General features: G+C 38.2%; 13 protein-coding genes and 1 tRNA gene. 6 read left to right on the top strand and 8 right to left on the bottom strand.

The genetic code is table 11. The features are described from left to right. Nucleotides 1-23 precede the first annotated feature (23 nt). Nucleotides 24-551, top strand: a complete 528-nt coding sequence (locus I6F65_RS14705; protein ID WP_197113586.1) for a hypothetical protein — start codon at nucleotides 24-26, stop codon at nucleotides 549-551. A gap of 163 nt (nucleotides 552-714) precedes the next feature. Here the strand turns inward: I6F65_RS14705 and I6F65_RS14700 are convergent, their stop codons facing one another. Continuing rightward, nucleotides 715-1,239, bottom strand: a complete 525-nt coding sequence (locus I6F65_RS14700) for a CIA30 family protein (RefSeq protein ID WP_197113583.1) — start codon at nucleotides 1,237-1,239, stop codon at nucleotides 715-717. An 82-nt stretch (nucleotides 1,240-1,321) separates the two neighbouring features. Continuing rightward, on the bottom strand, nucleotides 1,322-2,065 hold the full coding sequence (locus tag I6F65_RS14695) for a hypothetical protein (protein ID WP_197113580.1): 744 nt from the start codon (nucleotides 2,063-2,065) through the stop codon (nucleotides 1,322-1,324). Nucleotides 2,066-2,776: 711 nt separating this feature from the next. On the opposite strand from I6F65_RS14695, the gene I6F65_RS14690 reads away from it, so the two are divergent. Genes I6F65_RS14690 through I6F65_RS14680 form a run of 3 tightly spaced genes read left to right on the top strand, consistent with a single transcriptional unit; the run spans nucleotide 2,777 to nucleotide 4,025 of the window. Continuing rightward, on the top strand, nucleotides 2,777-3,028 hold the full coding sequence (locus I6F65_RS14690) for a type II toxin-antitoxin system Phd/YefM family antitoxin (protein ID WP_197113577.1): 252 nt from the start codon (nucleotides 2,777-2,779) through the stop codon (nucleotides 3,026-3,028). Further along, complete coding sequence (locus tag I6F65_RS14685) at nucleotides 3,018-3,302, top strand: type II toxin-antitoxin system RelE/ParE family toxin (protein WP_197113574.1); 285 nt, start codon at nucleotides 3,018-3,020, stop codon at nucleotides 3,300-3,302. The genes I6F65_RS14690 and I6F65_RS14685 overlap by 11 nt, the downstream gene beginning before the upstream one ends. Before the next feature lie 36 nt (nucleotides 3,303-3,338). Next, on the top strand, nucleotides 3,339-4,025 hold the full coding sequence (locus I6F65_RS14680; RefSeq protein ID WP_197113572.1) for a hypothetical protein: 687 nt from the start codon (nucleotides 3,339-3,341) through the stop codon (nucleotides 4,023-4,025). A 62-nt stretch (nucleotides 4,026-4,087) separates the two neighbouring features. On the opposite strand, the gene lnt is transcribed toward I6F65_RS14680, so the two are convergent. Genes lnt through miaB form a run of 5 tightly spaced genes read right to left on the bottom strand, consistent with a single transcriptional unit; the run spans nucleotide 4,088 to nucleotide 9,551 of the window. Beyond that, nucleotides 4,088-5,638 carry an apolipoprotein N-acyltransferase gene (gene lnt, locus I6F65_RS14675; protein ID WP_197113571.1) on the bottom strand — a complete coding sequence of 517 codons (1,551 nt, stop codon included), beginning with the start codon at nucleotides 5,636-5,638 and terminating at the stop codon, nucleotides 4,088-4,090. Then, complete coding sequence (gene corC, locus I6F65_RS14670; RefSeq protein WP_024610060.1) at nucleotides 5,619-6,500, bottom strand: CNNM family magnesium/cobalt transport protein CorC; 882 nt, start codon at nucleotides 6,498-6,500, stop codon at nucleotides 5,619-5,621. The genes lnt and corC overlap by 20 nt, the downstream gene beginning before the upstream one ends. Before the next feature lie 23 nt (nucleotides 6,501-6,523). Further along, nucleotides 6,524-6,982: an rRNA maturation RNase YbeY gene (gene ybeY / locus I6F65_RS14665; RefSeq protein ID WP_197113570.1), complete on the bottom strand. Its 459-nt coding sequence runs from the start codon at nucleotides 6,980-6,982 to the stop codon at nucleotides 6,524-6,526. A 4-nt stretch (nucleotides 6,983-6,986) separates the two neighbouring features. Beyond that, entirely contained in the window at nucleotides 6,987-8,045 is a 1,059-nt protein-coding gene (locus I6F65_RS14660) for a PhoH family protein (protein ID WP_197113569.1), read from the bottom strand. A 57-nt stretch (nucleotides 8,046-8,102) separates the two neighbouring features. Then, complete coding sequence (gene miaB, locus I6F65_RS14655; RefSeq protein WP_024610063.1) at nucleotides 8,103-9,551, bottom strand: tRNA (N6-isopentenyl adenosine(37)-C2)-methylthiotransferase MiaB; 1,449 nt, start codon at nucleotides 9,549-9,551, stop codon at nucleotides 8,103-8,105. 244 nt (nucleotides 9,552-9,795) lie between these two features. Between miaB and I6F65_RS14650 the strand changes: the two genes are divergently transcribed. Both I6F65_RS14650 and I6F65_RS14645 read left to right on the top strand, forming a co-directional pair. Then, the gene (locus I6F65_RS14650) at nucleotides 9,796-10,977 is read left to right on the top strand and encodes an FAD-dependent monooxygenase (RefSeq protein ID WP_197113568.1); all 1,182 of its coding nucleotides are present in this window, start codon (nucleotides 9,796-9,798) and stop codon (nucleotides 10,975-10,977) included. A gap of 370 nt (nucleotides 10,978-11,347) precedes the next feature. Then, nucleotides 11,348-12,745, top strand: a complete 1,398-nt coding sequence (locus tag I6F65_RS14645) for a bifunctional diguanylate cyclase/phosphodiesterase (RefSeq protein WP_231613202.1) — start codon at nucleotides 11,348-11,350, stop codon at nucleotides 12,743-12,745. A 5-nt stretch (nucleotides 12,746-12,750) separates the two neighbouring features. Here the strand turns inward: I6F65_RS14645 and I6F65_RS14640 are convergent. Then, nucleotides 12,751-12,825, bottom strand: a tRNA-Gln gene (locus I6F65_RS14640). Between the last annotated feature and the right edge of the window lies 1 nt (nucleotide 12,826).

Raw genomic sequence — 12,826 nt, 5'->3', positions numbered from 1 at the left:
AAAGCTATTTTAGGGATAAAATAATGAAGATTTCACCGACTCCCATTCCATACCAAGTACACAGCTCAAATACTCAACCTTTAGCGCAATCAGATAAACTACCTGTTGAAAAAGCGAGTGAAGAAAAGAGCGAGGAAGAACCAAAATATGTGCTATCAAAGTTTTTAGATACTAAAGCACAGCAATACAGTGAAGATAATGCAACGTTTGGCGATCAGTATAAAAATCTCGAAAAAGTATATAAGCATTTCACGGGGCGAGTTATTGCGCTGCAAGAGCAAATAAACAAACTAAAACAAAGCCCTGCACAACGTAGTTTAATCATAAGCACGACAGTAAATGAGTCAGATAAAAGTGATGCGAGTTTAATTTTAGATGCTGAGCATCTAGGTTCTAAAAAATATAAAAACACACAGCAACAAGATCAAATAGATATGTTAGAGATGCAATTAGGAGAGCTAAAATCAGAGCAAGCAGCAGTAAAACAACAAATGGTTGAATTAGTTATTAGTGAAATGAAAAGGCGAGGCGATCACGACTACACTGTTTAACCGAAACGCAGGATAAAATCTATATCAAGCAGTAATTTCAGCATTAACTGTGTTTAATTTACTTACAACCGACCAGCTATTTACGCGTAAATTTGCCTTTCTTTTCATTAAAAACCCCTTTAACCAAAGTTCAGTTTATTTAGCGCCACCACACGCTGGTGGGTTACCCTGTAAACTCAATTTTACCCACTTCAAGTTTAAATTTACCTTCTTGCTTACCTGCAATCATAAAGCCTAGTTGCTTAATATCATCAAAATCAATAACAGGCTGTTGCTCAAGCACACGACCGCGATACGTTAAAGTAAAATCACTCGGGGTAAAGTTTATATCTACCCATTCATTTATTACTGTTTTAAATGAGTGGGAATAGGCTGCGCCATCAAGGGAGCTGGTTGTTCTGAGCCTAAGCTGATAGGTTTGTCCATCGCCTTTAACACGCAGCGTTATACCTTTAGTATTTTGGCTTTGTGTATTTAGCGCTGTGCGTATTGATGCAAAGCCACCGTTGTTATCAAGCGAAACATTGCCTGTAAAAAGCAAACTTTCTTGAGTTTGTGTTACTTCGCTATTAGATACACCGCCCATTACTGAGTCGTTAACAACGTACCAGCGCTGGTTTGCATTCGCTTCAGTGCTTAAAAGTAATACATTAAATACAAAAAGTGATGATAGTTGTTTGGTTGTCATTGGTGCCTCTTAATTAGCTTTAAGTAAGTTGAGTACTTATAACTAATACGTTTTAACAACGTATTTGTTCACTTCTTTAAAACTAATTATTTTTACGAGCCCACTTATCCATTATTTTATTAAATAATATTTGGTCATCAGTTTGTTCACCGGGGCAGTTCTGCGCGCTGCCTTCAGGCATGCCATTACTACCAAATACGGTTGAAGTATCAATTAAATAGCATTTACCATTAAATTTTTCTAATCGTCGTGTGCCAGTTGTATTTTGGCTAATAACTTCCGATTTTTGTGTTTTAACCGGCGTTTTAATTGTAGGCGTTACTACTATTGCATCATCAGTGTTACTTGCTTCGCCAAAGGTGATCATTTTTTTATGCGTTAAGTTATTTATAGGTGCGCCATAAATTGGCGCATATGGGTTAAGTGTTTTAAACGTTTGCGTGTTTGTATTCGTAGTTTGGGAAGGACTTTGAAGTTTATCTATAATAGTGGGCTTTATTAATTTTGTTGCTTTTGATTTTTCGTAACGTTGTTTAGGTACTTTAATAACTTGTGTTTGAGTTGTAGGTGTTTTATTAGTGCTTACAGGTTCAGGTGCTTTTTTTACTTCTAGTTTTGCAGGCTCAATAATAGGTGCGTTAGTGGTGGTGTTAACGGTGCTTAACTTAGTTTGCGTTGATAAGTTAACCATTACATAAGCGCTTATTACAGTGTCTTTTTTTGTTTGAGGCGCTTTAACCTTTATCTCTTGTGAAAATAATAAGTACAGCAATACACTATGTATACATAACGATATAGCCCACGGCCACGCATTCCCTTTATTCACACTTATTCCTCATCGTAATAGCTATGTTATGAGTTAATAAAATGCATTTAGTTCGCCTAATATTAAGAGTTGTTATTAGTTTATTTACTTTAGCTTTACCTAGAGAAAAAATAAAATGCGTAAGTTAACCGAGTTATCTATTTTAATAACAACAATATAAATAAAAGCCAAAGAGGTAGAACAATCAGGATAATCGAATTTTGAAACCAAAGAAGTTGCTACCCCCTACGCTTTTAAAATTGACAGTGCTTTACTGGGCTTGCCTTTAGCTACGCCAATTCGGCGTGCACTAGCGATTATATTTGATGTTGCATTGATTTTTTAGCCACCATACTCAGTGCTGCTTTAGTCGCATTTGTAGGTGCAATGGCTTTTTATCACGGCACAGAAAAAAGCTCCTCCTTGAATAGAACTTTTGGCGAATAGTATTAAAAATATTAACGGCGGGTATATTTTTTTGTAAATCCACTGACCATACTTTCGATAGCGATAGACTTATTTGGAGACGATAACGCTATTCAAGAAATAAAAATAGAGCAAAAAGATCGGCTATGGTTGTTATTAAAGGTAACTTGAACCAATCAACGGACGTTGAAACGGTTGTAGATGCAGTGAAAGAGTAATAAAAACTAACGAGATTATAAAAAAGTGTAGCTTTAAATAAAAAAAGGTCTAAAATTAGTACTTAATTTAGTTCTTTATAGGTGTTTTATGAGACAGGTTTTAGCTGATTGTTCGGCAAGTATTTCTGAACTTAAAAAAAATCCAACAGCACTTTTGAATGAAGCAGATGGTGCTGCAATAGCCATATTAAATCATAATAAACCCGCAGCTTATTTAGTGCCCGCTGAGATGTATGAACTACTAATGGAGCAACTTGATGATTATGAATTAACTAAAGTTGTTGAGAGCCGCAGAGGCGATTTATCTCAAGCGGTTGAAGTTAGTATAGATGACTTATAAGCTAAAATTTTTACCTGCAGCACTAAAAGAGTGGGGAAAGCTTGCACCTCCACTTAAAAGCCAGTTTAAAAAGAAGCTTACTGAGCGCTTAGATAACCCACATGTGCCAGCCTCTAAATTGCGGGGCTTTGATAATGTTTACAAAATAAAATTGCGTACAGCAGGGTATCGCTTAGCTTACGAAGTTATTGACGACGAAGTAGTGGTTTATGTACTCGCAATTGGTAAGCGTGATAAAGATGCAATATATAAAAAGTTAACGTCACGAATTTAAATAGTTAATCAAAATTAGTATTGGACTAAGATATTTATGGAACTCGCAAAAGGATTTTTTTGTAACCGTAGTAATTGGGTTTATTTTACTGCAATTAGTTTTGTATTTATTGCAGGAATTATTGTCGGTATAAACTTACCAAAGATTAATATTATTATAAGTCTAATACCTCAGCCTCTAGCTGATTGGATAGTCGCTGCTAGTACAGTAGGTCTTCTTTTACTTGCTTTTATTACAAAGAATCAGTGGTTAAAACAAGCAGAACTATATAATCATTTAGAGTTTACTCAGGCTTTCCACCAGTATTATTTATTAAAGGTTAGTGCTGTGAAGCCTATGAAGGAAAAAATTGCCCTATTTGCCCAAATAGCTCAAATAAAGGAGATAAGGTCTAGCTTGAAAGAGAAACAGTCAAATGAACATAGACTGGATTATTTGCTTGAGGAAAAGGAAGAAGAGTTAAAGCAATATGAAATCAAATATAAAGATTTTTATTTAGAGATGGATCAGGGTAAAGAAAAAATGCTAATCAAGGCTTGTATAATCAATCTTAACAGAAAAAAAATTAATGATTTTGCTACTAGGTTAGCTACATATCAAATGGAAAGTATTATTAATGACTTCGGTACATTTAGATGCGAAGCAAATGAAGCATACCTTGAAATACAAAGAGCTTACTTCCCTGAAACTGAATTAGTTCACTTCCCCCCAATAAAGAATTAATTCGTTTTATTTAAAGGAGGGCTTAGTAAAACCTAAAGTTAAGTATGAGTAATTAGCCATTTTTAATTCCTAAACTTAACTCCAAACCCAACAACACCCAGCAAAAACACAAATCCCCATACAAACACATTACCGTATTGGCTGTACACGCTGTCGCCTTTTATAAGCTTAATGTTGGCTTTCAATGTGGTAGCTTCAAACTGTGGCATGGTTTGTTGTGTGTGGCTTATGGGGTCGTATACGGCGCTTACACCATTGTTGGTAACGCGCACTAGAGGGCGTTGAAGTTCTAAAGCGCGCATACGGGCTATTTGCATATGTTGCAAGGGGCCAATAGAGTCACCAAACCATGCATCGTTACTTACGGTAAAGAGTAGGTCTGAGTCGCTTTTGTAATTACCGCGTACTAAGTCGGCAAAGGCTATTTCGTAACATATAGCAGGGAGTAAGTTATAGCCGTTAGCACGTAAGTTGTTCTGTACTTTATCGCCACGGGTAAACGATGACATAGGTAAATCGAATAACGGGGCAATAGGGCGCAGTAAATCTTGAAATGGTACAAATTCGCCAATCGGTAATAATTGGTGTTTTTGGTAGCGGTTTTTACCTAAGTAGCGGTAATGTCCGTGCTCGTCGTTGCGCTCTTTATTACCTACAACAATAAGAGTATTGAATATATTTTTAGTGTCGTGCTGGTAGTCAACAATACCAGTTACAAGGGCGGTTTTGTTAAACGATGCAGCACTGTCGAGCCCAGCTAAGTATGAGTCGGCAAGCGTTTCTATTTCGGGCACTGCGGCTTCTGGCCATACAATTAAGTCGGCATCCCAATGTGGGCGCGTCATGTCTTGGTATTTGCTCATAGTGGTCCAAAACTCGCTTGGATCAAAGCGCAGGTGTTGCTGTATATTGCCTTGCACGAGCAACACTGACATATTTTTATCTGAGTAATGTACGGTGCCAGTGCTTTGCGCACCTATAAAAATAAGTACCACGGCAGTTGCGGTAACTGTTGGGGTTTTAAAATCTTTTTGAGTTAAACGATAAAGTGAAAAACCAATGGCAATACATACTAGAGTAAGACCAAACTCGCCAATATAAGGGGCAAGCAGCCTGAGTGGACCGTCGGTTTGCGTATAACCAAAACTTAACCACGGGAAACCGGTGAGCACTACGCCACGTAAATATTCGCTAATTGCAAAGCTGGTAATAAGGAGTGCGCCAAAGCTTTTAGGACCACTTGCAAAGCGGGTTGTTAAGTAAAAGGCAAGTGCGGGGAATAACGCTAAGTAAGAGCACAATAAAGCCATTAATGAGAGTGACGCTATTAGCGGCATGCCGCCAAAGGTGGCAATAGATACATGCACCCAGCTTATACCTGCACCAAACCAACCTAAACCAAATATAAAACCATATTTAGCAGCAGTTTTTGCATGTAATTTACCGGTATTATTGGGGTTAACACAAAAAGTAATGGCGGCAATGCTTAGAAACGCAATCGGCCAAATTTCAAAAGGGGCATAGCCAAAAGTTAAAACAAGACCCGCAACAAGTGCGAGCCATGCCTTTTTATCTTTTGCTAATCGGGTAAGTTTAGTTAGCAGATTCTTCACTGTCGTTATCATCAACCTTAGGAACGGTGACTTGCAGTTGTAAGATACGACGATTGTCGGCGTTGGTTACTTTAAATTGGTAACCATCTATATCAATAGTTTCACCACGACCTGGCATATGACCAAATGCATGCAGTACAGTACCACCAATAGTATCGGCGTCTTGTGTGCTGTAACCTGTTTTAAAATGCTCGTTAAAGTCATCTACAGGCGTTAGCGCTTGCACCACGTGAACGTGTTTAGCTAATTGACGAATATCTTCGTGTTCTTCTTCGTCGTGCTCATCTTCGATTTCGCCAACGATAATTTCAAGAATATCTTCAATAGTTACTAAGCCCGATACGCCGCCGTATTCATCAATAACTACTGCCATATGGTAGCGTTGCTGACGAAATTCGTTAAGTAGAGTATCAACACGTTTACTTTCAGGTACTACCATTGCTGGACGTAGGTAATCGCGTACAGATGGTAGGTGCTCGTCTTTGTTTAAGATTAATGGCAATAAATCTTTAGCAAGTAAAAAACCTTCTACGTGGTCTTTGTCTTCAATCACCACTGGAAAGCGTGAGTGGGTAGAGTGGACCATCATGGGTATTAGCTCTTCAAGCGGGCTGTCGATCTCTAGAGTGACCATCTGTGAGCGCGGTACCATTATGTCTCGCACTTTAAGCTCAGACACTCCGAGCACACCTTCTATCATCTCTTTTGTTTCGGGATCGATTACGTCTCGTTCTTGCGCATCGGCAATTACTTCGACCAGCTCTTCTCTATTCTGGGGTTCCCCTTGCAACATTTGGGCTATTCTGCCCAACCACGTTTTGCCAGAAGAACCCTGGCTAGATTGCGAGTTACCGTCGCTCATTGCGTCTAATTGCTCCATTAATTTTAAATATCGTCCCGGTATGGGTCTGCTATGTTTAGCTCTGCAAGTAATTGCTTTTCTATACTTTCCATCTCGAAAGCGTCTTCACTCTTTATATGGTCAAATCCAAGTAAATGCAAGCATCCATGAATGACCATGTGGGCAAAGTGGTCATGAAATGACTTCTCTTGCTCAATTGCTTCAGCTAATACTATAGCTGGGCAAATAATTAAATCACCCACGAGAGGAATATCTATTCCCGGTGGCGCTTCAAATTCAAACGATAATACGTTAGTTGGTTTGTTTTTACCGCGATAATCGTTATTTAGCTGCTGCGATTGTGCTTCGTTGCTTATGACGATACTGAGCTCTGACTCATCACGGTATTGGCTAAGTGCTTTGTCAGCCCATAACGCAAACTGCTCTTCGCTTGGCAAGTTTTCAAACTCGCACGCTATTTGTAAATCAAGTTCGGTTGTCAATGTATTACTCTTTAGTCGAAGGCGTTTGTTGAACAGCAAGCTGGTCTTTCGCTTTTTGCTTTTCAATACGGTTTAGTCGCTCGCGTTCGTCGTTTCGCTCATAGGCTTCAACAATGCGCGCTACTACAGGGTGGCGTACTACGTCGTGGGCTTTAAAGTAGTTAAAACTTATTTCGTCTACACCATCAAGTACTTCCATTGCGTGGCGAAGCCCTGAGCGTGTGCCTCGTGGTAAGTCTACTTGTGTAATATCGCCAGTAATAACTGCTTTTGAGTTAAACCCTATACGGGTTAAAAACATTTTCATTTGCTCGGCAGTAGTATTTTGGCTTTCATCTAAAATAATAAATGCATCGTTTAAAGTACGACCACGCATATAAGCAAGCGGTGCAACTTCAATGATATTTTTTTCGATGAGTTTTTCTACTTTCTCAAAACCAAGCATTTCGAATAGGGCATCGTAAAGCGGGCGCAGGTACGGGTCTATTTTTTGGCTTAAATCGCCAGGTAAAAAGCCAAGCTTTTCACCTGCTTCTACAGCTGGGCGAGTTAATAATATACGGCGAATTTCTTGGCGCTCAAGGGCGTCAACGGCAGTCGCTACAGCTAAATATGTTTTACCAGTACCAGCCGGACCAATACCAAATGTAATATCGTGATGCAAAATATTTGCAACGTATACACCTTGGTTGTCGTTACGTGGCTTAATTACACCACGTCGTGTTTTTATGACCATGTCTTTGCCGTAAGCACTGCTTGATGCATCTTGCTCTAGGGCTTTTGATTCGGTAATGGCTAAATGAACACTATCAGGTTCTATTTCACCTATTACGCCACGGACAGGTTGAGTATCAATATAAAGGTTTTTTAAGATTTCTACAGCGCCAGCGCTATTGTGCAACTTACCAGTGACTTTAAATAGGTTGTCGCGGTGGATAATTTCAACAGCCAGATGGCGTTCAATTTGTTTGATGTTTTCGTCAAACGGACCACATAATGAAGAAAGGCGTTTGTTATCGGCAGGTTCTAAATAAATCTCTAATGTTTTTAATTGATTACTCAAAATTACTTCCTATAGCATAGCGCCAGTATTAACTGGCGCAAATTCTAATTATGTAGACTATGGAACGAAAGTAGCAACGCCAATTTCGTTAATTGTGTCTGGTTTTGGTGCAGCACTAGCGGCTTTTGTTAAAATATCTGAAGGCGCTATTTCACGTCGTAAGTTCATTTCTGATTCTGTACGAATTAAATCACCACGTAAAGAGTTAGGTAGTGCTTCGGTAATACGTACGTCAACAAACTGTCCGATCACTGTATGTGGACCAACAAAGTTTACTACACGGTTGTTTTCGGTACGACCACGTAATTCCATCGGGTTCTTTTTAGAAGGACCTTCAACAAGTATACGTTGCTCTGTATCGAACATTTGACGGCTAATTTGCTGCGCCATTTGTGTAATACGGTTTTGTAGTAAGTATAGGCGCTCTTTTTTCTCTTGCTCTGTTACGTCATCTGGTAAATCTGCAGCAGGTGTACCTGGGCGAGCACTGTAAATAAAGCTAAAGCTCATATCAAAACCAATATCGCTAATAAGCTTCATGGTCGCTTCAAAGTCTGTTTGTGTTTCGCCAGGGAAACCAATTATGAAGTCTGACGACATGCTTAAATTAGGACGAATTTTACGTAATTTACGAATTGTTGATTTGTACTCAATAGCCGTATGACCACGTTTCATTAGATTTAATATACGGTCTGAACCACTTTGTACTGGTAGATGTAAGTGATCTACTAGTTCTGGTACATCGGCATAAACGTCGATTATGTCTGGTGTAAATTCTACCGGGTGCGATGTGGTGTAACGAATACGGTCAATACCATCAATAGCAGCAATTAGACGAATTAAATCTGAAAAGTAACAAATTTCGCCATCGTGGGTGTCACCACGATATGCATTTACGTTTTGACCAAGTAAGTTTACTTCACGTACGTTTTGCTCAGCCAGCTGTGCAATTTCAAGTAATACGTCATCTACTGGGCGGCTAACTTCTTCGCCACGAGTGTACGGTACAACACAAAAAGTACAGTATTTAGAGCAACCTTCCATAATGGATACAAACGCAGATGGACCATCCGCTTTTGGTTCTGGTAGACGGTCAAACTTTTCAATCTCTGGGAATGAGATATCTACAACCGATGACCCTTTATTGCCTTGTACTTGTTTTATCATTTCAGGTAAGCGGTGAAGCGTTTGCGGACCAAAAATAACGTCTACAAATGGTGCACGCTGGCGAATAGAATCACCTTCTTGCGAAGCAACACAACCACCTACGCCAATTATTAAATCTGGCTTGTCGTCTTTTAACAACTTCCAACGACCTAATTGGTGAAATACTTTCTCTTGTGCTTTTTCACGAATTGAACAGGTGTTGAGTAAGATTACGTCGGCATCTGTTGCATCTTCAGTTAACTGATAGCCGTTGGTCGCATCTAAAAGTTCAGCCATTTTCTGAGAGTCGTATTCGTTCATCTGACAACCCCAGGTTTTAATATGCAGCTTTTTACTCATTGAAATATAGCCTCGTGTTCAATTCGATAGTGGCACAAAAATGTGCTTAAAACAGGATTAAGGAGCAAGCATGCTCACTTAAAGGACGCGTATTTTAGCTGGATACCCGCCCAGATCCAAGTATAGTTTTCATGTTTGTGATCTCAAATCAATACAGACCCAGTTTAATATGCTGTTGAGGATATCCTCTGGCATAAAACAAATTAATTTTGATACAATCAAAACAGACTCAAGTAATAATAAAATGATGAAAAACATGACTCAAAATAAAGTGATAGTGGTTGGCGGCGGCATGGTTGGTGCGGCAATGGCTATAAAGTTAGCACAGCAAGGCAAAGCCGTACGCATAATAGAAAAGCACCTTATTGACCCTTCAAAAATTTTGAGTAGTGATATTGTTGATATTAGAGTGTCGGCTATTAATCGCTTTTCAGAAAATTTACTTGATGAATTAGGTGCAATGCCGATTTTAAGGCAAAACCGTATAGCGCCTTATCAACAGCTCGAGGCGTTTGAGCGTGGTGGTGATAACTTATTGTTCGATTGCGCCGATATAAACACGACACATTTAGGTCATTTGATTGAAAATAATTTAATTCAAGCAAGTTTGTGGCAGCAATTTGAGCAATACAACATTGAAGTTATTGAACAATCAGTGCCTATTACAAGTATTGAGCAAACTCCAGATGCAATTACGCTAGTGTATGGTGAGCAAACGTATACCGCTGATTTAGTTATTGCAGCTGATGGTGGACAGTCGCAACTTCGTGCTAAAGCAAATATAGGTATTACTGGTTGGCAGTACCAACAACATTGTATGGGTGTATTAATTAAGTTAGATGCGCCGCAACAAATTAAAACATGGCAGCAATTTACACCAACCGGACCGTTAGCATTTTTACCTATGCAGGCACCGTACGCTAATTTAATTTGGTACGACGATGCAAATACGCTTCAAGAGTTTAAAGGGTTATCTCCAGCAGAGCTAAAAGTACATATCCTTAATAAATTTCCTGAACTTGCTGGTGACTTTGAAGTACAAAGCCATGCGGTTTTTCCGCTTACCCGACAACATGCCAATAATTACTCACAAGGACGCTTAGTATTAGTGGGTGATGCCGCGCATACCATTAACCCGCTTGCAGGGCAGGGCGTTAATTTAGGCTTTCAAGACGTTGTAGCGCTTGCTGAAGTGCTGTTAAGTACGAGTGATGTAGGTTGTCTGTTAAAACTTAAAGAATATGAGCGCAGTCGTCGAAAAGCTAATCTATTAATGATGAGCATGATGGATGCCTGTTACTTTGGATTTTCCAACCAAGTTACACCACTAAAATGGGCGCGAAGCCAGTTTTTAAAAATGGCTAATAATACAGGACCGCTGAAAAACTGGGTCTTAAAGTATGCTATTAGCGGAGAACTGGGTTAATAATTTACTTTCAATAAACTGTATTTAAAAGGGCGCGCTAAAAATATCCTTGTTGGTGCGCTGGTCAATCCTATCTCTGTATCTCTTTTACATATCACATCTTTTTTATGTATTTTATTTCGTTATCAGGTTTATTAGCCATAATAAATATATAACGAATTGTATTAAAAGAGTGTATGTGGATAATCTATTTATTTTTATGATTATGGTAGGGGCATTGCTTCTAACTGTAAGCATAAGACCAACCTTAAAGGTATGTAAAAAAACGAACCGTTTAGCTTGGTGTTTGTTACTTGTTTTGATTATATTTTTTATTTTAGGGTATTGGGGAATACTCTATTATTTTGTTAATAATGATATAAGTTCATTTATGACATTGAGCGTATCTTGCATTTTGTTTGGTGGTGGTGCATTTGTATACATGATTATCCAGCTTAGCCTTAAAAGTATTATAGAAATAGAGCGTTCAGCCGACCATCAGCGATTTTTAGCAGATCACGATAGCCTAACAAACCTTCCTAATCGGAAAAAGTTTTTTGAAGTCCTCAATAAAAAAATAAATTACAATGAACCTTTCATTTTACTTTTAATCGATCTTAGCAATTTTAAGCGAATTAATGATTCTTACGGTAATACCTGTGGGGACTCATTACTTTGTATTTTTTCAAAAACGTTAAATCAAAATTTATTGGGTATCACTAAACTCTATCGAATTGGTGGTGATGAATTTGGGATTTTATTGAATTCTGTTTCTCAAGATAAGCTTACCTCATGCATTCAATTAATAAATAAAGCAATAGAAAGACCATTCTCTATTTTTGAGCAAACTATACGCGTTAAAATAAAAGTTGGGGTAAGTAATTATCCAGCAGACAGTATTCATATAAATGAGCTATTTAAGCAGGCTAATTTAGCATTGCACGAGGCAAAAAAGACACATCAGCAGGTTGTTAGTTATTTTAGTGATTTAAGCGTAAGAGCCGATGATTTATTTAATATGTCGAGCAAAATAAAAAGCGCTTTAAAAAATCAAGAATTCGAACTTTATTTACAGCCTATCTTCTCTTCACAGTTTGATGAAATACATGGCGCTGAGGCATTAATTCGCTGGCCGCAAAGTGATGGCTCATTTATCAGTCCTGAAGTGTTTATAAAAATTGCAGAACAAACTGGAGATATTTTAAATATATCTAAGTGGGTGGTTCTAGAAACTATAAAACATTTAAATAAATTAAAAAGTGCCGGATTCGCTGGCTCATTACACGTTAATTTATCAACAAGAGATTTAGAGAGCCAAGATTTTTACGAATTTATGGAGCCGTTAATTAACTTAGACCCTACCTTAAGCGATTCTATTATTTTTGAAATTACCGAAGGTGCAATGATGACGAATTTAGATGCAGCACGTAGCATGATGTATAAGTTGAATGACAGAGGTTTTGAATTTAGTGTAGATGACTTTGGTACTGGGTTTTCTTCGTTATCGTTATTAAGGGAATTGCCAATTAGCCAAATAAAAATAGATCAGTCGTTTATTAAAGATATGCTGACACAAATAGCTAATTACGCAATTGTTGAGTCAACGTTATTTTTAGCAAATAGACTTAATTGTAAAGTTGTAGCAGAGGGTATTGAAAATAAAGATCTTCAAGAAACGCTCACATCAATGAACTGTGATTATTTACAAGGATATTATTTTAGTAAGCCAATTAATTTAGAAGAGTTTATTAAGAAGTATTCTAATGAAGATATGTATCAGATAATTTAACAAATTGGCTGGGATACCAGGATTTGAACCTGGGAATGCCAGGATCAAAACCTGGTGCCTTACCGCTTGGCGATATCCCAA

This window comes from Pseudoalteromonas sp. SWXJZ94C, assembly GCF_015864385.1.
Taxonomy (GTDB): Bacteria; Pseudomonadota; Gammaproteobacteria; order Enterobacterales; family Alteromonadaceae; genus Pseudoalteromonas.
Note: the sequence above shows the minus strand (reverse complement) of the source record. Positions and strands in the feature narration are given on the sequence as shown.